The sequence below is a fragment of the Roseibium sp. RKSG952 genome (genome assembly GCF_009711355.1).
Genome location: NZ_SMMF01000899.1, coordinates 1 through 24200 on the forward strand (window position 1 = coordinate 1; position 24200 = coordinate 24200).

Sequence of the window (24200 nt, forward strand, 5' to 3'; positions counted from 1 at the left end):
CAAGGCGGAAACCGCCTTGAAAGGCGTTCCTTGAACACTTCATCTCCGTCCCAAACAGATGACATTGGGCAGAATTGGCGCGTTTAGCTGCACAGACAAGCACTATGCAAAGGTCTCTCAGAATGTGAAACCAAAAGTAAATGCAATGCCTTTCTGGCAAGGAGGGGCATTTTCGTGGTAACTGGACGGCTTATCCGCGTTGATCCGCCCGATCAGAAAAAACTGCAACAGGGCGCCGTTCGAGCATGATCGCGGCGGCCACCGATGCGGTGACCGCGACTACGCCAATACCCATGGCGGCCAGCATCGGCCAGACGGTGCCCGGCCACATGGCTTCAGATACCGCCCAAGCCACGAGAGCACTTGTCAGCGCGCCGAACCCCACCTGCAAGGTCCCTGCAAGACCAGCTGCCGCACCTGCCAGATCCGGACGCACACTCACGGCCCCTGCAATTGCACTGGGCAAGCAGATCCCATTCCCGATCCCAACCAGCACCATCGGCAGAAAAATCGAGAGCGGCGTGCGCATTCCCGCATATGCAGCCAAGGAAATGACGAACACGGCAACGGCAGACAGCACCGAGCCGATCACAACCATCCTGATAATGCCGAGGCGTTCCGACAGGCGTCCGGACAGGAAGTTTCCAATCAGGTACCCACCTGCGACGAACATGAAATAAAAACCCATTTCGGACGGTTCCAGCCCAAGCACCTCTGCGGCGATGAAAGGCCCGCCGCCAAGATAGGCAAAATAAGCGGAGGCCGTGAACATGGCCGTCAGGGCAAAGGCCCAGAATTGCGGCGCGCGGCCAAGGGTTTGGTAGTTTCGGGCAAGGCTGGCGAAGTCGCCTTTGGCTGTGAGATTATGGTTCGTTTCCGGCAAATGCGTTAGCACGGCCGCAAACACCATCACTCCGGCAACCAGGATCAGCCAGAACCCGCCTTCCCATCCGAAGCTCCGGTCGAGCATCCCGCCGAGAGCGGGAGCCACCATTGGTCCGACCGCCATCCCCATGGTGACGTAACCGATCATTCCGGCCGCCTGGTCACGGGAGCATAGATCCTTGACGATGGCACGCCCGATCACCAGTCCGGCACAGCCTCCCGCACCCTGGATCACCCGGGCCGCAATCAGGAATTCCACACTGGGTGCGACCAGGCAGAGTACCGAACCAAGGACAAAGGCCGCCATACCGGCGACAATCACCGGGCGCCGGCCGTACCGGTCCGACAACGGGCCAAGAAACAGTTGGGCAACAGCAACAGCCCCCAGATAAACCGACATGGTCAACTGGATCTGTGCCTGATTCGTGTGAAATGCGTCCACCATTCCCGCCATCGACGGCAGGTAGATCGTCATCGCGAGAGGACTGATGGTGGAGACCGCAATCAGGATCCAGAGCGACGGTGCAGGCCTTGCGGCGTGCCGCCCTGATTGCGGAGTTTCATTGATGAGATCGACCGACATGCGCCAAAAGGACCGTTCCAAGAATTGCCCACAACCCTAGTTAACAACCACAACAATATCAACCTATGATGCGGAGGGGCGTATCCTAAATGACGGCAAGGTTGCAATGCGTACGTTTTACATGTCTTTCCGAACGCTCGGCATGTGGATGAAATTCGGCATCTCAGTCTCCCCCCTAAACAATCCCCCGCACGTCAGTTTGGCCGCCCATGTCGCGTGCGGCCCGACAGAAACGAGGGTTGGCTGTTACCGTTTTGGTGTCCACAAAGCGTGATCTGGTCACAACCGCTTCACTCCAGATCAATCCTGCCTTTGACCTCGTGAACAAAGGTCGTCCCGTCGATCGTCAGCACGACCCTTGCCTCCAGATGACCGCTGTCCTTGCCGCTTTCACGCACATGCGCCTCGATTGCCTGTTGCGATGACACGCCGACCTGCTTGAGAAACTTGCGCAAGGACATGTTGAAATTCGCTTCGTTCATATTCGTGCCTCCCGTTTGGCCCAGAGGGGTGGCCGGGCGATGACCGCCCCTCCGGTGGTGCCATGCCCGCAAGTTTCGCGAAGGCTTGCCAAAACGTCAATCCAAAGCGGTCCGCTGACACGGCAATAAAAAAAGCAGCGCTGACAGCGCTGCTTCCGGTGACGATGGCTCAAGACGGCAGGTTCGAAGGATCCTCAGCCGCGATGCCGGCTATTCAATCACGATCCTGGGCGCGCTCCGCCCCGTATCCGCCTCAAGCCGGTCGACTTCGGCCAGCATTTTCCGGGCGATGTCCTTGTAAATGGTTGCATGTGGCCCGTCCGGGTCAGACACGACCACAGGTTCGCCCGAATCGGACGTCTCGCGGATCCGCATGGTCAGAGGCACTTCGCCCAGGAATGGAACACCAAGCTTTTCAGCTTCCGCGCGCGCGCCGCCGTGCCCGAAAATGTCGTGACGGCTCCCACAATCGGGACACACGAAATAACTCATGTTCTCGACAATGCCGAGGACGGGCACATCGACACGGCGGAACATGTTGAGCCCCTTGCGGGCATCGATGAGTGCAAGGTCTTGTGGCGTCGAGACAATGACAGAGCCTGCGAGCGGCACCTGCTGCGCCATGGTCAGCTGCGCGTCGCCCGTTCCCGGCGGCATGTCGACAACAAGAACGTCCAGTTCGCCCCAGGCGACTTCCCGGAGCATTTGCGTCAGGGCCGAGATGACCATCGGCCCGCGCCAGATCATCGGTGTTTCCTCCTCGACGAGAAACCCCATGGACATGACCTTCACGCCATAGCCTTCCAGCGGCTTCATGATCCGGCCAGAGACCGGCTCCGGGCGGCCGTGAACGTTGAACAGGCGCGGGATGGAAGGCCCGTAGATATCCGCGTCGAGAACGCCCACCCGCAGGCCATTGGCTTTCAGGCCCAGCGCCAGATTGGCGGTCGTGGTCGATTTGCCGACACCGCCCTTGCCCGACGCCACCGCGATGATCCGCTTGACACCCGGCACACCGGCCTTCTGGCCAGGTTTCTCGCCGGGGGTGCCCGGATTTCCGCCTGATGAGGGCGGTGCACCACGCGATGCCATGCCGCCTTGCGCCGGCCGCGGGGCGGCTGGCCGGGACGCGGGGCTTCCGGGCGCGCGCTCTGCTGTCAGCGCAACCATCGCGGTTTCGACACCGTCGAGTTCAAGAACCACCTTTTCAGCCGCTTGCCGCAAGGCCTCAAGCTCCTGCGCCCGTTCGGCTGGAACCGTGATCGAAAAGGCTACCCGGCCATCGGAGACAAACACATCGGAGACAAGACCGAGCGAAACGATATCGCCCTCCAGATCTGGCCCCTTGATTCGCGAAAGCCGCTCCAGAACCGATTTTTTTAGGGTGTCGCTCATGCGCTCATTCCGTTTGTTTGAAATCGGGCTTAACCTAGTCACCCGAGCGCGGGCGTCAATTGGCGGCCTTCGGCAAAGACTGGAAAAGCGGACAGGACAGCGTGGCTTTGACACCCGATCAGGGCTTCGGGAAGGCGGTCACGCCATGCTTCGGTAGCCGGCAGATGAAAAGGTGTTCCAGACCACACCGTCTTTCCGCGCTTGCGTGTACTTAGGATTCTTTGCAATGTGACCGCGCCTTTCCGGCGCTCCCTTCCCTTTCCCTTTTCCGGGCAGTTCCATGACGTCACTTCTCATCACCGCGACAAACCGCGGCATCGGCCTTGAACTCGCACGCCAGGCCATCGGCCGCGGGTGGCTGGTTTACGGCTCCGCACGCACCCGCGAACAGGCCGAGCTTACCGGCAGGGAGCTTGGATCTGACCGGTTCGTGCCGTTGGTGTTCGACGTGACCGATCACACGGCCGTTGCCAATGCAGCTGCGGAAATCGATGCACCGATAGATGTTCTGATCAACAATGCCGGGATCATCGGCCCTGACCGGCAGGCAACGCTGGACATGGATTTTGCAGGCTTCGCCAAGACCCTCGAAATCAACACCCTCGCCCCCCTCGCCGTCGCACAGGCGTTTTTGCCGCACCTGAAAAGATCGGAAAACGGCCGGATCGTGACCATTTCCAGCCAGATGTCATGGATGGGCTATGCCAAATCCGATCGAATCGCCTATCGCGCCTCCAAGGCAGCCGTGAACAAGGTGATGCAGGGTCTTTCCACGGACCTGAAGCCGGACAACATTACGGTCGCGCTGGTCGACCCGGGCTGGGTCCGGACGGATATGGGCGGGCCCGAAGCCGACAATGACCCGGTAGACGTGGCAGGCGGTATTCTCGATCTTGCCGGCGGATTGACACAGTCGCAGACCGGACGGTTCTTCAAATGGAATGGCGAAGAACGCGATTTCTAGGAACACCAGCGGTGCTTGGCCCGTGTGCTCTGCAAGAAAGGCGCACACGGCCAAATCTACGCTCTCTTGCCATGACCATTGCGCCGGACGCCCGAGTCCGAGCGGGCACGTCATCTATTTGAACTGCTACTCACCTCCCCGACAACGGATTGACTGAAATGAGCTGGCCTGCCCCGATCACACTTGAAGGCGTGCATGTTCGTCTTGCCCCCCTTTCTCATACCCATGCGCCGGATCTCCGGGACGCCGCCCGCGACGGTGACTTGCACAAGCTTTGGTATACGAGCGTGCCCGCTCCCGATGCGATCGAAGCGGAAATTGATCGCCGCCTCGGCCTGCAGCAACAGGGCGGGATGCTGCCGTTTGCAGTCATCAAGCCGGACACGGGCCAGGCTGTCGGCATGACCACCTACATGAATGTGGATGCAGCGAACAAACGTGTTGAAATCGGATCGACATGGTACCGGAAAGCCGTGCAGCGGACACCGCTCAACACCGAAGCCAAGCTGCTGCTGTTACACCATGCCTTTGATGCCCTCGACTGTATTGCGGTCGAGTTCCGGACCCATTTCCTCAACCGGCAAAGCCGTACCGCAATCGAACGTCTCGGCGCCAAACTCGACGGCATCCTGCGCTCCCACCAGAAAATGCCGAACGGCTCGCTTCGCGACACGGCGGTTTATTCGATCATTGCCTGCGAATGGCCGGCGGTGAAAGCGGGTCTGGAATACAGACTGAACCCAGACTCATTGCATGACGCAGGGAAATAAAACACTTACGGGCAAATTCTTCCGATTTTAAGAGAATGTGAAGAAATGAGGCGCAGCCTGTTTTCATCGGGACGTCAACTCGATGAGGTGCACGATGCAGGTATATCGCATTTGCTATCGGGCCAGGATCAACTGGCTGCGCCTCAGGTTGTGCCTGTCCGATGAAATCGAGCATTCCCTCTCGCGGATCCGGCAGATCAACCGGCGCGCCGGGGTGACGGGTGCCCTGCTGATGACCGACAATTACATGATACAGCTGCTGGAAGGCGATACAGGCCGTGTGCTTGAAACACTTTACTGCGTGATGGGCGACCCGAGGCTGAGCGATTTCGAGGCGATTTTTCACGAACCCTCGCGTGACCGATTGTTTCCGGACAGTCTGATGTTTTTCCGGGACCTCACCGAGAGGGATGGCCCCAAACGCCATGCACAGCTGCGGTCCCTGATAGACCGGCCCTCCCCCCTCTCGCGGCAGGAAGGGCTCGATGCCTTCAGCACCTTCGCGGACGATGTAGCCCAAGGACGGCTGACCAACGGCATGATGATGATTTGAACTATAGACCCGATCGCCTCAACCGGCATCGAACCACTTCGCGCTGGACGCGCCTGCCTTGAACCGAATAGGCTTTAGCCACGCCCCCTCCAAGGCTTCAGTCTTTCTATGCCGTCAGTCTATCCATCCTACCAGACAGTTTGGGCAGGCTTCCTGTCAGCCGTGATCGGCGTCGCCAGTTCATTTGCGGTGGTCATTCACGGACTGACCCATGTCGGGGCCACTATGGCCGAAGCAACCAGCGGCCTGATGGCGCTGTACATCTCCATGGGCATTTGCGCGATTGTCGTGAGCCTGGCTCTGAAAATGCCGGTTGCAATGGCCCAGTCGATGCCCGGAGCAGCGCTTCTGGCGACAACCGGCGCAGTTGCCGGCGGCTTTCCCGCAGCCGTCGGGGCGTTCATCCTGTGCGCCGGCCTGATCATGTTGTCAGGGTTGTTCCGCCCGTTAACGCGGCTGGTTTCCGCTGTTCCGATGCCGCTTGCCAACGCAATGCTTGCCGGTGTCCTGTTCGGGCTTTGCCTCGCACCGGTCAAGTCTGTGGCCCTCGCTCCGCTCGAGGCCCTGCCGGTGATTGCCGTATGGGCTATCGGCCTCCGCTTCTTCCCGCTTTTTTCAATGTTGCTGGCACTCGCTGTCACCGTGATCCTGACCTTTACAGTTGGAACGCCCGATCAGCTGGACAGGATTTCCGCTTTTGCCAAGCTGGAGTTGGTGCCCCCCGTGTTCACATGGCAAGCGATTGTAGGCATTGCCCTGCCGCTTTATCTGGTCACGATGGCATCACAGAACATTCCAGGCGTTGCCGTCCTCGCGGCCTATAAATACAGCCCCGAACCGGGGAAACTGTTTGCAGCAACCGGCTTTTTCAGTTTCCTGAGCGCCCCGTTCGGCGGCCATGCCATCACATTGGCGGCAATCACGGCTGCCCTTTGTGCTGGAGAAGATGCCGATCCAGCACCGGAACGGCGATATTGGGCTGCAGTTTTCGGCGGTGTTTTCTACATTGTCCTCGGGTTATTTTCCGGGCTGGTGTCCGCATTCATTATGGCAACCCCGGACCATCTGATCACTGCACTGGCGGGCCTGGCATTGATCGGCGCGTTCGCTCAGGCGGTGATATCAGCGACCCGCGAGGCGGCCACCAGAACACCTGCAATCATCACGTTTCTGGTGACAGCATCAGGGGTTCCGATTGCCGGTGTCTCCAGCGCATTTTGGGGATTGGCCGCCGGTGGGGCCTTTTTCGCGTTGATGCGGTTCAAACGGCCGCGCTAAGCCCTTGTTCAAATGGATTATGTCACCATACTCAGGGCAAATGTAATTGCGGAGCCGTCTGTGTCTGAAACCTATCTTGTGAAGCCTGATCCGAAAGACCCCGCCTTGTCGGTCACAATCGGCGGCCTCGACCAGAACGGAAACCCGGTCGATACCCGGGTCGTGACCGAAAAGGCCCTGACACTTTTCCTGAACTCGCAGGAAGTGGTGACCATGATGACCATCGGCGACCATCCCGACCTGCTGGCCGTTGGCTATCTCAGGAACCAGAACATGTTGCGCGATGACGATGTCATCACCGGCATCGATTACGATGATGATCTGGAGGTCGTGGTCGTGCGCACCGAGCGCGAGACCAATTACGAGGACAAGCTCAAGAAGAAGGTCCGCACCTCCGGCTGCGCGCAAGGAACCGTCTTTGGAGATGTCATGGACAGCTTCGAAGGCATCACCCTGCCCAACGCCGAATTGCGGACCTCCTGGCTCTATGCCTTGACCAGGGCCATCAACACGACGCCGTCGCTTTATCTGGAAGCGGGCGCGATCCATGGCTGCGTCCTGTGTCAGGAAGACCGGCCTCTGGTTTACATGGAAGACGTTGGCCGCCACAACGCAGTCGATAAAATCGCGGGCTGGATGGCGCTGAACAAGGTTTCGCCAAAAGACAAGATATTCTACACCACCGGACGGCTGACGTCCGAGATGGTGATCAAGACGGTGCTGATGGGCATTCCGGTTCTGGTGTCGCGTTCCGGCTTTACTGCGTGGGGCGTCGATCTTGCCCGTCAGTCAGGATTGACCCTGATCGGACGGGCCCGGGGAAAGCGCTTCACCGCGCTTTCCGGAACCGAACGCATGGTATTCGACCTTGACCCGGCAACCGTTGACGACGAGCCGGTACGCGCCTCCAGAAAAGGGAGCTTGGCAGCGGAATGACCTCGGGTTTGGCCCAGCCGAACATCTTAGCTTGCATCCTCGCAGGCGGACAGTCGCGCCGCATGGGCGGTGGCGACAAGACGCTTCTGGAACTTGGCGGCAAGCCCATGCTTTCAGTGATTTTGGAGCGGCTGACGCCGCAAGTGGACACGATTGTGCTCAATGCCAATGGCGACCCGGCACGGTTCCGGGATTTTGGCCTGCCCGTCGAGCCCGATCCGGTCGGCGGTTTTGCAGGGCCGCTTGCGGGCATTCTGGCAGGCATGAACTATGCGAGACGGCAACGCGGCACCATCACCCATGTGATTTCGGTAGCCGCCGATACGCCTTTCTTCCCCAAGGACTTGGTGAAACGCCTGTGTGATGCGGTCCCGCAAGACCAGACAGTGATCGCCCTGGCCAGTTCGCACGAGAAGCTGCATCCGGTGTTCGGACTGTGGCCTGTTGCGCTGGCTGACGATCTGCATCATTGGCTTGCCAGCGGCCAGAACGGCAAGGTTCTGGCGTTTGTCGATGGCTATGACAGCGTCGAAGTGGCTTTCGACACGGCCGCAGAAACCGGCCTTGACCCATTCTTCAATGCCAACCGGCCGGAAGACCTGGCAACGGCACGTTCCGCGATGAACGCGATTGCTTCATGAGCCAGAACCGCGTCTTCGGGATTACCGGCTGGAAGAATTCCGGCAAAACACAGCTTGTCACCCGGCTGGTCGCCGAATTCACCCGGCGCGGCTACAAGGTGTCGACCGTCAAGCACGCCCACCACAATTTCGATATCGACCGGCCCGGCGCCGACAGTTACCGGCACAGGGAAGCCGGTGCAAGCGAAGTCGCTCTTGTTTCCGGGCGCCGCTGGGCCCTGATGCATGAACTTCGCGAGGAGCTCGAACCGCCGCTTGAGGAGATCCTTTCCCGGCTGGCTCCCTGCGACCTTGTGCTGATTGAAGGTTACAAGCGGGAGCACCACCCCAAGATCGAAGCCCGCAGGGTAGATGCCAGCAACACGGCCCCGCTCGCTGTGGAAGACCCCAACATTCTGGCAATTGCCGCCGACCATGCACCGGAAGGCGAAAGCCTGCCGCTGTTCGATCTAGATGACGTACCGGGCATGGCCGATTTTATCGCAAATGCGGTTGACCTTCCGCAGCCGGCAGAAGGGGTTCTGCCATGAGCGGAAAGCCACTGATCGATGACTGCTTCCTGCACGACAAGGACCGGTTGCGGCACGGCGAAGCCCTTCAGATCCTGAAGGACCGCTTGTCGCCGGTTGCGCAGACCGAGACAGTCCCGCTGGAACAGGCCCATGGACGGATCCTCGCCGAGACGGTCACAGCTCCGCGCGACATCCCGCTGACCGACAATGCAGCCGTCGACGGATATGCCTTCCGGCATGCGGATTATGAACCTGCTGGCGGGTTCTTCCGGCTCGAGCAGCGTATCGCTGCCGGTCATCCAAGCGAGCGCCCGATCGGTCCTTGGGCCGCAGCGCGCATCTTTACCGGGGCTGTCATGCCGGCGGGCACCGACACGGTCGCGATGCAGGAAGACTGCGAGCGCCACGACCAGGACGGACAGCACTTTGTCATCGTTCCGCAGGGCCTGAAACCGGGAGCCAACCGGCGCCGCGCCGGTGAGGATGTGAAGCGAGGGTCCGTCATTCTTGATGCGGGCATTCGATTGAAACCGCAGGATCTTGCGTCAATTGCCTCAACCGGCAAGGCAAATGTCGAGGTTTATCGAAAGCTGCAAGTCGCCCTGATATCGACGGGTGATGAAATCCGGCGGCCGGGGACGGATCTGCCGCCCGGCGGTGTCTACGATTCCAATCATTTCCTGCTGCGCGGCCTGTGCGAAACCATGGATGTCGAGGTCTCCGATCTGGGCGTCCTGCCAGACACCGCGGACGCGGTGGAGGCAGCCCTTGCCGCAGCCTCGCGGGAAGCCGATGTCATCCTGACCACCGGCGGCGCCAGCCGGGGCGAGGAAGATCACATCCTGTGGAGCCTCGACCGGCTCGGATCCCGGCACATGTGGCAATTGGCAATCAAGCCGGGACGCCCGATGATGTTCGGCCAGATTGGCAGTTGCGTGCTTTTGGGCCTGCCCGGCAATCCGGTGGCTGCCATGGTCTGCTTTCTGCTCTATGCACGGCCCGTGCTGTCGGTTCTTGGCGGCGGTGTGTTTCTCACTCCACAAGCCTTTCAGGTACCGGCGGACTTCGAGGTTCCCAGAAAGAAGCCCGACCGGCGCGAGTTCTATCGCGGCATCCTGGAAGCCGGTGCGGATGGCCGCACCCATGTGAGGAAATTCGACCGGGACGGCTCCGGCCTGATCACCGGTCTTCGGGAGGCCGATGGCCTGATCGAGATCCCGGAAGAGGCCACAAGTGTGGAGAAAGGCGATCTGGTCACCTTCCTTCCCTTCTCCGGCATGGGGGTGCGGTAGCCGCAACTCGGGATAGCCGTTTTACAAAGCGGCTATCTTCCGGCCTCTATTCACAAGGTATAGGGCCATTCGGCGGCAACGAAGCGGTAGCCGTCCCCGTTTCTGGCAACATGGCCAAAGCCCGGGAACGGGATGTGCATGCCTGCGAACAACACCCGGTCGGCGGCCGCTTCATCGAAGAAACGCCTGCGGCTTGCAACGGCTTGCGCCGGGTCGACATCGAAGCCGATGGCCCAGTCCGGCCTGGCGAACTGGTAGACGGAAGCGTGAACGATGTCTGCGGCAATGATCAACCGCTCGCCATTGTTGTCGATCACGAAGCCCGTGTGCCCCGGCGTATGACCCGGCATGGCCTTGGCGGTAATCCCCGGCAGGATTTCCTCGCCATCAACGAAGAGCGTCTGACGCGATGCATAGGCGTCGGCGGATTTGCGCGCGCCGGTGAAAAAAGGTTTCATCCCTGCCGCAGCGGCGTTCATCATGGCATCGTCATACCAGAAGGCGCGGTCAGCTTCCGGCAGCAACAGCTCGGCATTCGGAAACATCTTTTCGCCGTTCGGTTTCAGCACACCAAACAGATGATCCACGTGCATGTGGGTGATCAGAACTGCATCGATCTGGTCCGGTGCCACACCGGCCGCAGCAAGCGCCTTGTCCAGATGCCCCGCCGATGGCCCCAAATAGTCCGAGGTGCCGGCGTCGATCAGCACCAGCTTGTCGCCGGTGTTGACCAGATAGGCGTTGACCGGCCCGGTCAGCACAGGCCCCTCTACAAAAGCCGCCTCGCGCAAGCGGGTTGCTTCCTGATCCTCCAGCCCGAGGATCAGTTCCGGGCTGAGCTGAATATGGCCGTCCAGAAGCGCCGTCACCTCGTAACTGCCGACCTTGCGCCGCAGCGCACCGGCGGTCGGCACACCGGAGAAGGGCGCCGCCGCCTGCGCAAATGATGGCATCAATGCCAGGCTACCGGCGGCCATCCCTGCGGCGAGCCCTCCCGTCAGGGCCCCTTGCAGGAATCCGCGCCGGTTCAATGAAATCTGGTCCAACATAGTCTTACTCTCCAAGGCAGTGTCTGTCCGATCAAAGGCCGCAGCCTACGGTTGCTTTCTAAGTGATTTATTCGAAATAATTTGACCAGATGGCTTAGTCTTATATCTTTTAAAATAATTTCTTATTAATTGACTGCTGCTTCACCGCGTGCTCCCGCCTATTCTGGATCAATCATGGACAAACTTACAGCCCTCACCAGTTTCGTGCAGGCGGCAAAGCTCGGCAGCTTTTCTGCTGCCGCCGGTCACCTTGGTGTCTCCCAACCTGCCATCAGCCAGCAGGTGCGCACGCTGGAAGACCATTTGGGCACCCGCCTGCTCAACCGGACCACGCGGCGTCTGTCGCTCACCGAGGCAGGTGAACGCTATCTTTCCTATGCAACGGATATTCTCGAACAGATTGACGAGGCAGACCGCTCGATCCAGAGCGCCGAGGCGCAGATGCGGGGCCGCCTGTCGGTCAGCCTGCCCTATGCCTTTGCCGAGCCGCTCCTGGCATCGTTCCTGATCAACTTCAAGACCAGCCACCCGGACATCCGGCTCGATGTCCATCTGTCGGACAGTTTTGTCGATCTGCAAAAGGAACGGGTCGATCTGGCCATTCGCATGGGTGTGATCGAGGATGAGCGTCAGGTTGTGCGTAAACTCGGTGACATGCAGCGCTGTCTTGTGGCCTCCCCGTCCTATCTTGAGCGGATGGGCCGTCCGAAGCACCCGGAGGATCTCACCGCCCACGCCTTCGTACTCTACCCGTCAATGGCTGAAAGCGGGCGACTGGTGCTGTCCTCGCCGTCCGGCAAACAGGTTCGCGTCCCCTTCAATCCGGTGATGCTGATCAACAATTCGGCCGCCTTGCGGCAAGCGGCAATGGATGGCGTCGGGATCACGCTCGCAGTCACGTGGCTTGCCCAGCCCGGTATTTCCAGGGGCGATCTTGAAACCGTGCTTGATGGCTGGATGCACACCCCGCACCCGGTTCATGCGGTCTATCCCTCCAACCGCTTCATCCCCCTGAAGGTGCGGCGCTTTGTCGACGCCTACAAGACGTTCATGATGGAAAATGGCGCGTTTCAAAGCCATTCTCCACCCTGCTGAGGCGGCAAGATCCGTCAGATCTCGTCCACGGCAACATGCCACGGCTCTTTCACCGCCTCCGCTTCCCATTCTTTCCAGGCTGGCGTCGCGGTCAGGGCATCGGCGTAGCGATGGAAGACTGGATCATTTGACAGGCAATAGGTCCGGAACCGGCTGACGACCGGCGCATACATCGCGTCGGCGACAGAAAAATCGCCAAACAGAAACGGCCCGCCGGAGGCATCAAGACACTCGCTCCAGATTTGGGCGATCCGTGCAACGTCGGCCTTCACGCCGTCGTCAACCGGCAACACTTCCAGGGGACGCTTCATGTTCATCGGACATGTGCCGCGCAAGGCGGTGAAGCCGGAATGCATTTCCGCCGACACCGCCCGTGCCTTTGCCCGCACCTTCGTGTCTTCAGGCCAAAGTCCGGCTTCCGGGAACAAATCCGCGATATATTCCAGAATGGCAAGACTGTCCCAAACCGTCAGATCCCCATCCTTGAGAACCGGCACCTTCATGCTGGGCGAAAAATCCTTGAAAGCCGGATTGCCGTTTTCGAAGTCGAACGGAACAAGGTTTTCCCTGAACGGAATGTCCTTGTGCCTGAGGGCGATCCATGGCCGGAACGACCAGGATGAGTAGTTCTTGTTGCCGATGAAAAGTTCCAGATCAGCCATGACATGCTCCCGTTGTTTGCCGGGACGCTAGGTTTCGGGAAAGCATACATCAAATTGAAAAAAATCATGAGATTGATCAAAAACCCTGATTAATATTATGAAATCCGGAGCTTTTCTCTGGAGAACGCTGCTGCGAATCATCTCACGGGAGGCAGACTTGCTGCCGAAAATCGAAGCACCGCGATGCTCCCGTCCACACCTGAACCGGCGCGAAAGCACAAAAGCCGGAACTGGCCTGTGTTTTTTTTATAGGCATGCTTGAAATCTGGTCGGAAGTATTGGGATTATGCGGCTCGGGCAAAACGAACGGGCGAAGGCCCGTCTCGCCCCCAAGACAGACCATAGGGGAACTACAATATGCGAATTCTGCGTTTGGCTGCGGCCGCTGCCGTTGTGTTTGCCGGTGTTGGCGCCGCACAGGCTCAGGACTGGAGCAAGATCCGGATCGGAACCGAGGGCGCTTATCCTCCGTTCAACACCCTGACCGCCGATGGCCAGCTGGTCGGCTTCGACATCGACATTGCCAAGGCGCTGTGTGAGGAAATGAACGCCGAGTGTGTGTTTGTCACCCAGGATTGGGACGGCATGATCCCGGCTCTGCAGGCAGGCAAGTTCGACGCCGTGATCGCTTCCATGTCGATCACCGAGGAGCGCAAGCAGAAGGTCGATTTCACCAACAAATATTACAACACACCGCCGGCAATCGCCGTACCGAAGGATTCCCCGATCAAGGGCACCAGCGCGGAAGACCTCGATGGCGTGGCTCTGGGTGCCCAGTCCTCCACCACACACTCCAACTATGCCGAGGCAAAGCTGCCGTCAGCAGACCTGAGACTGTATCCGACCCCGGACGAGTACAAGCTTGATGTTGCAAGCGGCCGGATTGACGCCGTCATCGACGACGTTGTGGTTCTGTCGGAGTGGCTGGAAACCGAAGACGGCGCGTGCTGCAAACTGCTCGGAACGCTGACGCCGGACCCGGTCATCAATGGTGAAGGCGCCGGGATCGCGATCCGCAAGGACGACACCGCCCTGCGCGACCAGTTCAACGAAGCCATCGAAGCAATCCTTGCCAACGGCAAGTACAAGGAAATCAACGACAAGTACTTCGTTTTCGACGTTTATGGCGGTTAATCCTCCGGCTTGACGACTGAGCGGAAGCGCGGCGTGATCCATCTGCCGCGCTTCTCGCATATGGGCCCCTGGAAACAGCTGGCCACCCGCAGAACCGGACCGAACAACAACAAGAAAGAAGCGCCGACCCATGAACGAGCTATGGACGCTCATATCCTTCGGGGACCAGGGCTGGGGCGATGAAATCGCCGAAGGTGTGCTCGTCACGATTTCCCTGGCCCTTGCGACACTGCCATTCGGGCTGCTTCTCGGATTCATCATCGCGCTGGCGAAAAAATCCGAAGAACCGTCCCTGCGCATGGCGGCCAACATCTACACAACGATCTTCCGTGGCCTGCCGGAACTGCTGACCCTGTTTCTCGTCTATTATGGCGTGCAAATAGGTATTCAGGAGCTCGCCAAGCTGATCGGCCTCAACATGTATATCGAGGTCAATTCTTTTGTTGCCGGAATGGTGGCGCTGGCGCTGGTGTTTTCGTCCTATGCTTCCGAGGCATTCCTGTCGGCCTTTCGCGGTATTCCGCAAGGCCAATACGAAGGCGGCTTTGCGCTTGGCATGTCCCGGTTCAAGACCATGCGCCTTGTCGTGATGCCTCAGCTGATCCGTCTGGCACTGCCGGCACTTGGAAACCTGTGGCTGATCCTTTTGAAAGAAACCGCCCTCGTCTCCGTGATCGGATTGTCCGATCTGGTCCGCCAGGCGGGAATCGCCGCCCGCGTGACCAAGGAACCGTTTTTCTTTTTCGGCATTGCCTGCCTGATCTATCTGGTGCTTGCGATGATTTCGTCTGCCGGCCTGACCCGCATTGAATCCTGGTCCAAGCGGGGAGATGTCGCAAGATGACCGCTGCCAACCCTGCAACCGGCATGCCCGCTCCGCCGCCATCGGCCCGCAAATGGACGGGCGGACGCATTACCGGCCACGTCCTGATGGCGTTGTGGATCGTTGCCGGTGCCTATCTGCTCTATTATTTGTCGATCAACGTCGCGAGCCCGTTCGTTCAGAAATACTGGGGCGAATATGTCGACGGTTTCGTCGTGACCGTCCAGATCGTCGCCGCGTCATTGTTGATCGGTGCGGCACTGTCCGTGCCGATCGCCTTTGCTCGAAACTCGCAATGGAGGATCTTCCGCTGGCCGGCCTACGGCTATGTCTACTTCTTTCGCGGCACCCCGCTTCTGGCCCAGACCTTCCTGATCTATTACGGGGCCGGTTCCTTCCGCGCCGAGCTTCAAAGCATCGGACTGTGGTGGTTCTTCCGTGAAGCGATCTACTGCATCATTTTCGCGTTTTCCCTGAACACATCCGCCTATCAGGCCGAAATCCTGCGCGGCGCGATCCTCAATGTTCCACGCGGCCAATGGGAAGGCGGCATGGCACTTGGCCTGCCGCGCACTGTGATCTTTTTCAAGATTATCCTGCCCCAGGCCCTGATGGTGGCGCTGCGTCCCTATGGCAACGAGATCATCCTGATGATCAAGGGCTCAGCGATTGCTTCGATCGTGACCGTCTTTGACCTCATGGGCGAAACCCGGCGGGCGTTCTCAAGGTCCTACGACTTTCAGGCTTACATCTGGGCGGCGGTCCTCTATCTGCTGATCGTGGAAATGCTGCGGCGTATCTGGGACCGGCTGGAAACGCGCCTCACACGGCACCTGAAGCGCTGACCCGCGCTTCCCATCCCTCGAACCGGGCAGGAGACCGTCATGGATCAGGACCCCCGCAAACCGCGCCTTCATCCCGACAGTCTTCTGGCCCATGGCGGCGGCACCGACCCGGCAACCGGCGCGATTGTGCCGCCAATCCCGCTCACCACGACCTTTGCGCGGGACGAGGCCTATAACCTTGTCAATCCCGGACATCTGTACGCCCGAGACGACAACGATCTGTTTCACAAGACCGAGAAGCTGATAGCGGCACTGGAAAACGGAGCGGACTGCCGCCTGTTTGCATCCGGCATGGCCGCCATCGCCGCCGTTGCACGAACCGTGAAACCCGGCGGCACCCTTGTGGCCCAATCCGGCATCTACTGGGGCACCACCCTGTTTTTGCGCAAGCACTGCGAGCGCAATGACATCGCCCTCATCGAAACCGATGCGGCTGACCTGAGCACGTTCAGCGACGACATTGCGATTTCAAAACCCGGGCTTGTCTGGCTGGAAGCGCCAAGCAACCCCTATCTGAAAATTGCCGATATCCAGGCCATCGCGGCCCGCTGCAAGGCCGCCGGTGCCCTGCTCGCCGTCGATGCGACAGCCGCAACGCCACTCGTTCTCAGACCACTGGACCTTGGTGCGGATCTTGTCGTGCATTCGGCAACCAAAGCCCTGAACGGGCACTCGGATCTGCTTGGCGGGGTGGTGACGGCAAAGGACCCGGCCAGCAACGCATGGAGCTTCATTTGCGAAGAACGCAAGATGGCCGGTGCCGTCATGGGATCCTTCGAGGCGTGGCTTTTGCTGCGCGGCCTCAGGACCCTCGGGTTGCGGGTTCAGCGCATGAATGCCAATGCAGACCGGCTGGCAAGCTATCTTGAAAACCACGACAAGATCGAGAAAGTACTGTATCCGGGTCTGGCCTCCCATGCCGGGCATGCCGTTGCCGTGGCCCAAATGTCCGGCGGTTTCGGGTCTTTGATGTCGGTTCTGGTGAAAGGCGGCAAGGAGGCCGCATTGACGGTTGCCGGAGCGCTCTCCCTGTTCCAGCGCGCGACTTCCCTTGGCGGCGTCGAAAGCCTTGTCGAACACCGCTACACGATCGAGGGCGGCACATCCGGCATCCCTGAAAACCTCCTGCGGCTTTCCATTGGCATTGAGCATCTCGACGACCTGAAAGCCGATTTCGAGCAGGCGCTCGGTGTTTTATGAGCCTTGCAACAAATCGTCTTCGAACGGGAATTGCGACAGCAGCTCAAGACCGGTTTCCGTGATCAGAACCTGTTGTTCCAGTTTCACCCCCTCCTTGCCACCGTCCGCACCGATATAGCTTTCAACGCAAATGGTCATGCCGGGTTCAACGACGCCGTCATAGCCGGCATCGGGAAAGTCGCCATGATGGTAGAGATAGGGGTATTCGCCGGTCATGCCGCAGCCGTGAGCCGACAGATAATAGCGGTTGGCGTAATATTTCTCCGGAATGTCCCAGGCCCGGTCAGCATAGTCGCGAAAACTCATGCCGGGCTTGAGAATGTCCATGTTGTGCTGCACCTGCTCATAGGCTGTCTTGTAGAGATCCCGCTGCGCAGCTGCCGGGCGGCCCGGCCCTGAATGAAAGGTTCGTGAAAAATCCGAATAGTACCCATGGCAGCCGACCACGTCAGTATCGAGTGCGATCAACTCGTTCTCGCCGATGATGTTCGACGACGTCTCCTGAAACCAGGGATTTGTGCGCGCGCCCGCATTGAGCAGACGCGTTTCGCAATAATCGCCGTTTTGCGCGATGATCGACTGGTGCAGCACTGACCAGAGTTCGTTTTCGGTCAATCCCGGCCGGATGGCCTCACGTAATTTTCCGACACCGATCTCGGTCGCCCGCAAGGAGGCGATCACGCATTTCATTTCTTCTGGCGACTTGATAGCCCGTGCCATTTCGACCGGCTGCTGGGCATCAACGATGGTCAGTCCGCAGTCTTTCAGCGCAATGGCAGCCCCCGCATTCAGACGCTCCAGCCCGACCGTTGCGCCCGTGCCGGCCAGCTCCCCGATCAGATCCGCCATTTCGATCGCCCAACGCCGTTCGCGCGCGGCAATTTCCGGTCCCGCAGCAACAAAACTCGCTGTTGACGAGGGGCGAACCTCGTCAATGGTTTCATAGCCCTGCGCCAGATGCGCGCAGCCGGTGAATTCGAACAGGATCGACCTGTCGCGCGTCAGCAACAGGTAGCGTGCCGGGGCATTGCGCTGGGAAAACACCTGCATGTTGCGCGTGCCGGTCGCATACCGGATGTTGACCGGGTCCGACAGGATCACGGCATCGACCCCGTATTCGGCCATCTTGTCCCGCACCCGCTGGCGCCGGTAGAGCCGGACGGCACGAAGATCAATGCCGTCACTCTCCGGGGCTCGATCCAGAAGCGCGATCCCCGACAGGTCGCTGCGTTCGGCATGCCAGTCGAAATTTGCCACAGGCTCTCCCTCCAATAGCGCGTACCAGCCGGTACTATACAAGGTTCCGCGATTGCCCAACCTCTCCAGATCGGACACGCTCCATCCGCAACGCGACATTTGATAAAACAAAGTGCCTGGTCCGAGGCCAATAAAATGCTGGGTGTCTTGAACGTTGCCAAACAGGCCGATTGCACAAAGGGGCGACAGAATAATAATAAAATTTAATTACAGGATCGATTAACAGCTCATTACATAAAGGCAGGATACATATTTAAACGCCCTCACAGGGGGAAATACCATGAAAACCCTCAGGCAAAGATTGTTCGGGAGCTCCCGCCCGGAACACAAGCAACAGCCTTCAGCCAAGAACAAATACACCGTGGCAGGCCCAAAGGACGACGGCCCGGTGTCTAACCTTCCGCATTGGCGCCCAAACTACTGGATCTGACACCTAGTTTGATTGCCGCACCCGACCGGGCATCATGATAGATAAATTGCGTCACCTTGCAGCGCCCTCCCCCTTGTGACTGCGCAGCCAGGAAACAAATGTCTTGACCGGCGCCCTTTGCACCCCCGGCCGTGTCACGATGTAGTAGCCGGAACCTTCGCCGCGCAGATCCTCAAACAGAACCTTGAGGTGGCCGGCCTCCAGTTCACCCGCAACAAACTCCCGTGAAGCCGCGCAGATCCCGTCCCCGCGCCGCAACCCGTCCAGAACCATATAGCCCGGCAGGTGGCTGACACTGAGTTTGCCCGTCGGAATGACCCCCTGTTTTTCAAGCCACATGGCGATTTCATTCGTTCCCGCCTCCTGCAGCCACGGGAACTGCAGCAAGTCTTCGGGTTCGCGCACCTCGACGTCCCCGACAAGGCTCGTGGCACCAACAACCACGTAGTTGGTTTTCAGCAACAGCTCGGCGTCCAGCCCGGGCCATTCCCCGCCGCCATACCGAATGGCCAGATCAACGCCGCCCGGCTCAAGCGAGACCACTTCGGCGGTGGTGTTCAACATCAACTCGATGTCCGGATGCATCATCCGGAACTCGGAAATACGCGGCATCAACCAGCTGACCGCAAAGGTCGGTGTCGCCGTAACGTTCAACGGCCTTGCTTCCCGGTCATCGCTCAGCTGCTCCACAGAACTCAGGATCCTTGCAAACCCCTCGTGCACCCCCTCAAACAGGATTTGACCTTCCGGCGTCAACGCAATCCCACGCCCCTCCCGGACAACCAGCGGAAAGCCGAAGTGACTTTCCAGCGCGCGGACCTGCTGGCTCACCGCTGCATGGGTTACATTGAGCGCACGGCCCGCCGTCGAATAGCTGCGCGTTTGCGCCACGGCACAAAAGGCCCGCAGACTGCTCAGGGAAGGAATGTCGCGCCATTTCATATGTTACGTGACCTAACATATCGAAAAACTTGTTGAGTCGCATTACCTCATATCTAAAGCCATATTCCTCTTAGTCTCAAGTTTGGAGGATGTAAGATCATGTTGGATTCACGCACTCGTACTTTCCTGGAAGCCAGCCGTTTTTCAACCAGCACACGCCCTGACCCCGCCACCCAGTACCACCTTGACGAACAGTCCGCGAAACGGCACCGCCATGCCCGCTTGTGGCACCGCCGTCCGCATTGGTTCTGAGCTGACAGACGGCTTCAAGTCCCGTACAACCCAATTGCGAGCTTCAATCCGGCCCGGCTCCCAGCCGGGCCTTTCTGTGTGCGGGAGACAATACGGCATGGCAAAAGTCGCTTTCATCGGTCTCGGCGTCATGGGATACCCCATGGCGGGGTTTCTCAAGACCAAGGGCGGACACGAGGTAACGGTTTACAACCGCACAACACCCAAGGCGGAAAAGTGGGTGTCGGAATATGGCGGAAGCCACGCACTGACCCCGCGCGAGGCTGCCGAAGGTTGCGATTTCGTTCTGGCTTGCGTGGGCAATGACGACGACCTGCGCTCGGTCACCACCGGTCCGGATGGCGCTTTTCAGGGCCTGAAACAGGGGGCTGTGTTCATCGACCACACGACCGCCTCCGCAGAAGTGGCGCGCGAACTTCATGCGGCTGCAAAGGAGAGAAATTGCAGCTTCATCGATGCGCCCGTGTCCGGCGGACAGGCCGGCGCTGAAAACGGTGTTCTAACCGTCATGTGCGGCGGAGACCAGAATGCCTTCGACAAGGCAAAGCCGGTCATCGAGTGTTTTGCCAAATTCGCAGGCCTGATGGGCGCGAGCGGTGCCGGCCAGCTTACCAAGATGGTCAACCAGATCTGTATCGCCGGGCTCGTTCAGGGCCTGTCGGAAGCAATTCACTTCGCCAAGAAGGCGGATCTGGATGTTCCCACAGTCATTTCGGCCATCAAGGGCGGGGCAGCGCAATCCTGGCAGATGGAAAACCGCTGGGAGACAATGAACGAAGGCAAGTTCGACTTCGGCTTTGCCGTCGACTGGATGCGCAAGGATCTCGGCATTTGCCTGAAGACCGCGAATGAGACCGGCGCACGGTTGCCCGTTACGGCACTGGTCGATCAATTCTATGCGGACGTGCAGACCATGGGCGGCAATCGCTGGGACACATCGAGCCTGATCGCGCGGCTGGAAACCACCGGCAAGAAATAGTCTTGCAGGCCGGCGGACGCCCCTCCGCCGGTCCTTGTTAGCTAACCGCCTCATTCAGCCTGAGCGCGCCGCATTCCATCTCGCTCCGATCGCGCGGTTCGCCCCGATCGCGTCCTTGTAAATATCAAACAACTCATCATATCGGGCGGCCGCCTTGGCATCCGGCTCCCAGACCCGGTCGTAGCGCGCAAGCAACCCATGCACCTCGGCCAGTGTGTCGCCATATCCGGCGGCAAGCGCTGCGAGACAGACCGAGCCGACAATTCCCGGTTCATTGACCTCCAGCCGTTTCAGGCGCTTGCCGAGCACATTGGCGCGTATCTGCCCCCAGATATCAGAGCGGAAGCCGCCGCCACCACAATAAAGCGTGTCGGAGCGGGTGTCGGCTGACACTTCCAGCGCTTCCAGTACATGCCTTGCCGAAAACGCAACGCCTTCAAACACGGCCCGTGCAAATTCAGGCATCGACATGCCAAAATCGACCCCGAGAAAAGCCCCCCGCAAATCTGCGTCCCAAAGCGGCGCCCGTTCTCCGGCAAGTTGCGGCAGGAACAGGGGCGTCCGTTCCGACGCAGCTTCCGCAAGTTCCGCCATGTTCTCCGGTGTCACCGCCGCGAGACGGCAGAACCAAGCCTGTGACGCACCTCCGGACTGGGTCGGCCCGGCATGTATCCGCACACCCTCGGATTCGGCAAAGACGACGACGCCGGGCTCATGCGTGTCCGCCCGTGACGAAAGTCCGAGGATTTCACTGGTGCCGCCAAGATAGACCGGGTGGTGATCCAGAACGGCGCCCCCGCCGATCAGACCGACCCAACCGTCCATGGAGCCGGTGACCATCGGCACTCCCCGGAACGGGCCGTCACGGATCTCGCCGATGATTTTCGAAATCGGCGACATTGGAGCCATCCGGTCGGCAGCGCCGGGAACAAGATCCATAACTTCCGGAATATAGCTCCCTCCCGGCCCGACCATCCGGATGCTGGACAAGGCGTCAGTCACCACATGCCCCACAAGATGCGCCAGAGCGAAATCCTTGGGCAAAAGCACCCGGGCCGTCTGCTCCCAGATCTCCGGCTTGTGGCGTTTCACCCAGAGCATTCTGGCCAGAACATGCGAGGCATCGATCGGAACGGGACCGCCGAAAAGCGCGATCTTCTCCTCGGGGCTCAGCTGTGCGTCGAGTTCACCGGCCTCGGCCTTGGCCCGTGTATCCTGCCAGACAATCGCAGGATGCAAGGGAGCCCCTGCCTCACCGACAAAAACATGTGTGTTGACCTGACTGGTCAGAGCGGCAGCCCTGACAGTGTGAGCCGCACCTGCATCAGCCAGACTTTTCAAGGCCGTCTCGATCAGACTAACCCAGTCCATCGGGTCCTGCTCGACATGTTCGGCAGCCGGACGTACTGTGGTGTAGCTTTCGGAAAAGGTCGCAAGGGCGCGCCCGTTGCTGTCGATCAGCGCCGCCTTGACGGAGGTTGTCCCAAGATCAATTCCAAGGAATGCGTCTGCCATCAATCAACTCCCGGCCGTGAGCACGCGGTTCGGTTCGACGGGTATACTGCCGCCGGAAGAGTTGGCTCACAACCGGGCTGCCCGGTTTTTCCGAAACGTTATTCCGCCCGCGGTTTCTCCGTTGCCATGTACTGGAGCGGGAGCGCGGAAGTGGACTTGATCTGCTCCATCGCGAAGGTCGTGGACACGTCCGCTATCTCGATCCTGGCGATCAGGCGCTTGTAGAAGCTGTCATAGGCCTCGATATCCGGGACGGCCACACGCAGCAGGTAGTCAACCTGCCCGGCCATCCGGTAGAATTCGACGACCTCCGGAAACTCCCGGATCACATCCGCGAATTTCTTCAACCAATCCTCGGAATGCTGGCTGGTGGTGATGGAGACGAATGCGGTCACCTTGGCGTTCACCATTTTCGGATCCAAAATCGCCACCCGTCCGGTGATGACGCCTTCTTCCTCCATCTTCTGGATCCGCCGCCAGCACGGTGTCGTCGACAAACCGACACGGCGCCCGATCTCGGCCACCGGCACGGTACAATCCTCCTGCAGGATCGACAGAATACGGCGGTCAATACGGTCCAGCATGGGAGTTTTCCTTCGACGGGCCCGGAGGCATCAACAATACCCACGTCACATAAGGTAAGAGATTTTTCTGCTCAAGAGAGCCCCGCAATCGAAACAGCTTTTTCTCATTCTTTTTTTTAACAATGGTATTGAGAAATCTGTTTCACGCTCTGTCCGGTTACACGCCGTTTCACACACTCGGGCAACACCCGCCTGTCGCGTTAGATGCCTTGCACAGCCCTTACATGCAGGATCTTTAACCATTCGGACATGCATTGGTATTTTTTACATTGCTATTTAAGGAGTGTCGCAAGGATCGAAAAGAGCTGCAACTCTCCACGACCTCCACTCCCACCGGAAGCAGCGGGTCCTTGTAAAAAAGCGCGCCGGAAAAGCTCCTCTCCTCCCACCTTCCGGCGCGCTTTTTAAGTTTCCTGTTTCCGTTTGTGCCCGGTCAAGAAGTCAACCGGGCGACCTGGCTCTGCAACACCGGAACCAACTCGGCTTCAAACCACGGGTTCCTTTTCAGCCAGGCATTGTTGCGCCAGGATGGATGGGGCAACGGCAACAAGGCCGGACGCCCTGCGGAACGCGTCCCGTTCAGGATTTCAGACCAGGAGGCCACCGTCTCGGTGAGGCTTTTCTTCCGCGCCGATCCCAGATGATAGGCCTGGGCGTATTGGCCGATCAGGACAATCAGCTCCAGACGCGGCATCGCGGCAAAGATCCGGTCGTGCCAGGCGTTCCGGCATTCCGGCCGGGGCGGCAAGTCCCCACCCTTTGCGTCGAGCCCGGGAAAACAGAACCCCATAGGAACGATGGCCAAGCGGCCGGCATCGTAAAAGACCTGCTCGTCAATTCCCATCCATCGGCGCAGCCGGTCGCCGGAGGGATCTGTGAACGGCCTGCCGCTCGCATGCACCCGCGTGCCCGGCGCCTGTCCGCAGATGCACAGCCTTGCAAGCCCCGACACCTGAAGCACCGGGCGCGGTTCATGGGGAAGTGGTGCCATGCCGGGCGAATCACGGCAAATCCGGCACGCGCGTACCTTTGCGGCCAAGTCCGTGAGGTCTTCAGGTGCAGTATCGTAAACCCTAGTGATCCTGCTCACCCGATGTTTGACAAATGCCTGACTGTGCCCTTGCATGAACGGGCACCAGAGC

General features: G+C 59.5%; 24 protein-coding genes. 14 read left to right on the forward strand and 10 right to left on the reverse strand.

The window, feature by feature from the left end:
* Positions 1–190 precede the first annotated feature (190 nt).
* From E1297_RS16145 to E1297_RS16155, 3 genes are all read right to left on the reverse strand, one after another.
* Positions 191–1468, reverse strand: coding sequence for a multidrug effflux MFS transporter (locus E1297_RS16145; RefSeq protein WP_155140000.1), 1278 nt, complete (start codon positions 1466–1468; stop codon positions 191–193).
* A 290-nt stretch (positions 1469–1758) separates the two neighbouring features.
* Positions 1759–1950 carry a DUF6494 family protein gene (locus E1297_RS16150; protein WP_155140002.1) on the reverse strand — a complete coding sequence of 64 codons (192 nt, stop codon included), beginning with the start codon at positions 1948–1950 and terminating at the stop codon, positions 1759–1761.
* A 210-nt stretch (positions 1951–2160) separates the two neighbouring features.
* Entirely contained in the window at positions 2161–3345 is a 1185-nt protein-coding gene (locus E1297_RS16155; protein WP_155140004.1) for an Mrp/NBP35 family ATP-binding protein, read from the reverse strand.
* Positions 3346–3625: 280 nt separating this feature from the next.
* Between E1297_RS16155 and E1297_RS16160 the strand changes: the two genes are divergently transcribed.
* The 8 genes from E1297_RS16160 (at position 3626) to glp (ending at position 10291) form a co-directional block, all read left to right on the forward strand.
* On the forward strand, positions 3626–4309 hold the full coding sequence (locus tag E1297_RS16160) for an SDR family oxidoreductase (RefSeq protein ID WP_155140006.1): 684 nt from the start codon (positions 3626–3628) through the stop codon (positions 4307–4309).
* A 158-nt stretch (positions 4310–4467) separates the two neighbouring features.
* Positions 4468–5079: a GNAT family N-acetyltransferase gene (locus E1297_RS16165; protein WP_155140008.1), complete on the forward strand. Its 612-nt coding sequence runs from the start codon at positions 4468–4470 to the stop codon at positions 5077–5079.
* 94 nt (positions 5080–5173) lie between these two features.
* The gene (locus E1297_RS16170) at positions 5174–5632 is read left to right on the forward strand and encodes a BLUF domain-containing protein (RefSeq protein WP_155140010.1); all 459 of its coding nucleotides are present in this window, start codon (positions 5174–5176) and stop codon (positions 5630–5632) included.
* A gap of 108 nt (positions 5633–5740) precedes the next feature.
* A complete protein-coding gene (locus E1297_RS16175) occupies positions 5741–6910 on the forward strand; it encodes a benzoate/H(+) symporter BenE family transporter (RefSeq protein WP_155140012.1) in 1170 nt (389 codons plus the stop codon).
* Positions 6911–6922: 12 nt separating this feature from the next.
* On the forward strand, positions 6923–7846 hold the full coding sequence (locus tag E1297_RS16180; protein ID WP_155140014.1) for a formate dehydrogenase accessory sulfurtransferase FdhD: 924 nt from the start codon (positions 6923–6925) through the stop codon (positions 7844–7846).
* The gene (gene mobA / locus E1297_RS16185) at positions 7843–8487 is read left to right on the forward strand and encodes a molybdenum cofactor guanylyltransferase MobA (RefSeq protein ID WP_155140016.1); all 645 of its coding nucleotides are present in this window, start codon (positions 7843–7845) and stop codon (positions 8485–8487) included. Before E1297_RS16180 ends, mobA begins: the two co-directional genes overlap by 4 nt.
* A complete protein-coding gene (gene mobB, locus E1297_RS16190) occupies positions 8484–9017 on the forward strand; it encodes a molybdopterin-guanine dinucleotide biosynthesis protein B (RefSeq protein WP_155140018.1) in 534 nt (177 codons plus the stop codon). Before mobA ends, mobB begins: the two co-directional genes overlap by 4 nt.
* The gene (gene glp, locus E1297_RS16195; protein WP_155140020.1) at positions 9014–10291 is read left to right on the forward strand and encodes a gephyrin-like molybdotransferase Glp; all 1278 of its coding nucleotides are present in this window, start codon (positions 9014–9016) and stop codon (positions 10289–10291) included. The genes mobB and glp overlap by 4 nt, the downstream gene beginning before the upstream one ends.
* 50 nt (positions 10292–10341) lie before the next feature.
* On the opposite strand, the gene E1297_RS16200 is transcribed toward glp, so the two are convergent.
* The gene (locus tag E1297_RS16200) at positions 10342–11340 is read right to left on the reverse strand and encodes an MBL fold metallo-hydrolase (protein WP_155140023.1); all 999 of its coding nucleotides are present in this window, start codon (positions 11338–11340) and stop codon (positions 10342–10344) included.
* A 174-nt stretch (positions 11341–11514) separates the two neighbouring features.
* On the opposite strand from E1297_RS16200, the gene E1297_RS16205 reads away from it, so the two are divergent.
* Entirely contained in the window at positions 11515–12435 is a 921-nt protein-coding gene (locus E1297_RS16205) for a LysR family transcriptional regulator (protein ID WP_155140025.1), read from the forward strand.
* A 14-nt stretch (positions 12436–12449) separates the two neighbouring features.
* Here E1297_RS16205 and E1297_RS16210 read toward each other — a convergent pair whose 3' ends face one another.
* Positions 12450–13097, reverse strand: coding sequence for a glutathione S-transferase family protein (locus E1297_RS16210; RefSeq protein ID WP_155140027.1), 648 nt, complete (start codon positions 13095–13097; stop codon positions 12450–12452).
* Between the two features lie 357 nt (positions 13098–13454).
* Here E1297_RS16210 and E1297_RS16215 point away from each other — a divergent pair, with 357 nt between their 5' ends.
* From E1297_RS16215 to E1297_RS16230, 4 genes are all read left to right on the forward strand, one after another.
* Entirely contained in the window at positions 13455–14231 is a 777-nt protein-coding gene (locus tag E1297_RS16215; protein WP_155140029.1) for an ABC transporter substrate-binding protein, read from the forward strand.
* 130 nt (positions 14232–14361) lie between these two features.
* Positions 14362–15075: an ABC transporter permease gene (locus tag E1297_RS16220; RefSeq protein WP_155140031.1), complete on the forward strand. Its 714-nt coding sequence runs from the start codon at positions 14362–14364 to the stop codon at positions 15073–15075.
* Positions 15072–15899: an ABC transporter permease gene (locus tag E1297_RS16225; RefSeq protein ID WP_155140033.1), complete on the forward strand. Its 828-nt coding sequence runs from the start codon at positions 15072–15074 to the stop codon at positions 15897–15899. Before E1297_RS16220 ends, E1297_RS16225 begins: the two co-directional genes overlap by 4 nt.
* Before the next feature lie 39 nt (positions 15900–15938).
* Positions 15939–17099 (forward strand): PLP-dependent aspartate aminotransferase family protein, encoded by a 1161-nt coding sequence (locus E1297_RS16230; RefSeq protein WP_155140035.1) that lies wholly within the window; start codon positions 15939–15941, stop codon positions 17097–17099.
* Here E1297_RS16230 and E1297_RS16235 read toward each other — a convergent pair.
* Positions 17094–18434, reverse strand: coding sequence for a Xaa-Pro peptidase family protein (locus E1297_RS16235; protein ID WP_209015815.1), 1341 nt, complete (start codon positions 18432–18434; stop codon positions 17094–17096). The genes E1297_RS16230 and E1297_RS16235 overlap by 6 nt on opposite strands.
* Positions 18435–18837: 403 nt before the next feature.
* On the reverse strand, positions 18838–19728 hold the full coding sequence (locus E1297_RS16240; protein WP_155140039.1) for a LysR family transcriptional regulator: 891 nt from the start codon (positions 19726–19728) through the stop codon (positions 18838–18840).
* 349 nt (positions 19729–20077) lie between these two features.
* On the opposite strand from E1297_RS16240, the gene E1297_RS16245 reads away from it, so the two are divergent.
* Positions 20078–20959 carry an NAD(P)-dependent oxidoreductase gene (locus E1297_RS16245; protein ID WP_155140041.1) on the forward strand — a complete coding sequence of 294 codons (882 nt, stop codon included), beginning with the start codon at positions 20078–20080 and terminating at the stop codon, positions 20957–20959.
* A 54-nt stretch (positions 20960–21013) separates the two neighbouring features.
* Here the strand turns inward: E1297_RS16245 and E1297_RS16250 are convergent, their stop codons facing one another.
* The 3 genes from E1297_RS16250 to E1297_RS16260 form a co-directional block, all read right to left on the reverse strand.
* Positions 21014–22474, reverse strand: a complete 1461-nt coding sequence (locus E1297_RS16250) for an FGGY-family carbohydrate kinase (RefSeq protein WP_155140043.1) — start codon at positions 22472–22474, stop codon at positions 21014–21016.
* A gap of 98 nt (positions 22475–22572) precedes the next feature.
* Entirely contained in the window at positions 22573–23055 is a 483-nt protein-coding gene (locus E1297_RS16255; RefSeq protein ID WP_196223332.1) for an Lrp/AsnC family transcriptional regulator, read from the reverse strand.
* A 436-nt stretch (positions 23056–23491) separates the two neighbouring features.
* Positions 23492–24184 (reverse strand): uracil-DNA glycosylase family protein, encoded by a 693-nt coding sequence (locus E1297_RS16260; RefSeq protein WP_155140047.1) that lies wholly within the window; start codon positions 24182–24184, stop codon positions 23492–23494.
* Positions 24185–24200: the final 16 nt, after the last annotated feature.

Coding starts and splice junctions, on each gene's coding strand:
- E1297_RS16240 (WP_155140039.1), bottom strand. CDS start 19,728: ATGAAATGGCGCGACATTCCTTCCCTGAGCAGTCTGCGGGCCTTTTGT.
- E1297_RS16170 (WP_155140010.1), top strand. CDS start 5,174: ATGCAGGTATATCGCATTTGCTATCGGGCCAGGATCAACTGGCTGCGC.
- glp (WP_155140020.1), top strand. CDS start 9,014: ATGAGCGGAAAGCCACTGATCGATGACTGCTTCCTGCACGACAAGGAC.
- E1297_RS16210 (WP_155140027.1), bottom strand. CDS start 13,097: ATGGCTGATCTGGAACTTTTCATCGGCAACAAGAACTACTCATCCTGG.
- E1297_RS16205 (WP_155140025.1), top strand. CDS start 11,515: ATGGACAAACTTACAGCCCTCACCAGTTTCGTGCAGGCGGCAAAGCTC.
- mobA (WP_155140016.1), top strand. CDS start 7,843: ATGACCTCGGGTTTGGCCCAGCCGAACATCTTAGCTTGCATCCTCGCA.
- E1297_RS16180 (WP_155140014.1), top strand. CDS start 6,923: ATGGATTATGTCACCATACTCAGGGCAAATGTAATTGCGGAGCCGTCT.
- E1297_RS16165 (WP_155140008.1), top strand. CDS start 4,468: ATGAGCTGGCCTGCCCCGATCACACTTGAAGGCGTGCATGTTCGTCTT.
- E1297_RS16155 (WP_155140004.1), bottom strand. CDS start 3,345: ATGAGCGACACCCTAAAAAAATCGGTTCTGGAGCGGCTTTCGCGAATC.
- E1297_RS16225 (WP_155140033.1), top strand. CDS start 15,072: ATGACCGCTGCCAACCCTGCAACCGGCATGCCCGCTCCGCCGCCATCG.
- E1297_RS16260 (WP_155140047.1), bottom strand. CDS start 24,184: ATGCAAGGGCACAGTCAGGCATTTGTCAAACATCGGGTGAGCAGGATC.
- E1297_RS16230 (WP_155140035.1), top strand. CDS start 15,939: ATGGATCAGGACCCCCGCAAACCGCGCCTTCATCCCGACAGTCTTCTG.
- E1297_RS16250 (WP_155140043.1), bottom strand. CDS start 22,474: ATGGCAGACGCATTCCTTGGAATTGATCTTGGGACAACCTCCGTCAAG.
- E1297_RS16220 (WP_155140031.1), top strand. CDS start 14,362: ATGAACGAGCTATGGACGCTCATATCCTTCGGGGACCAGGGCTGGGGC.
- E1297_RS16245 (WP_155140041.1), top strand. CDS start 20,078: ATGGCAAAAGTCGCTTTCATCGGTCTCGGCGTCATGGGATACCCCATG.
- mobB (WP_155140018.1), top strand. CDS start 8,484: ATGAGCCAGAACCGCGTCTTCGGGATTACCGGCTGGAAGAATTCCGGC.
- E1297_RS16145 (WP_155140000.1), bottom strand. CDS start 1,468: ATGTCGGTCGATCTCATCAATGAAACTCCGCAATCAGGGCGGCACGCC.
- E1297_RS16200 (WP_155140023.1), bottom strand. CDS start 11,340: ATGTTGGACCAGATTTCATTGAACCGGCGCGGATTCCTGCAAGGGGCC.
- E1297_RS16175 (WP_155140012.1), top strand. CDS start 5,741: ATGCCGTCAGTCTATCCATCCTACCAGACAGTTTGGGCAGGCTTCCTG.
- E1297_RS16215 (WP_155140029.1), top strand. CDS start 13,455: ATGCGAATTCTGCGTTTGGCTGCGGCCGCTGCCGTTGTGTTTGCCGGT.
- E1297_RS16160 (WP_155140006.1), top strand. CDS start 3,626: ATGACGTCACTTCTCATCACCGCGACAAACCGCGGCATCGGCCTTGAA.
- E1297_RS16150 (WP_155140002.1), bottom strand. CDS start 1,950: ATGAACGAAGCGAATTTCAACATGTCCTTGCGCAAGTTTCTCAAGCAG.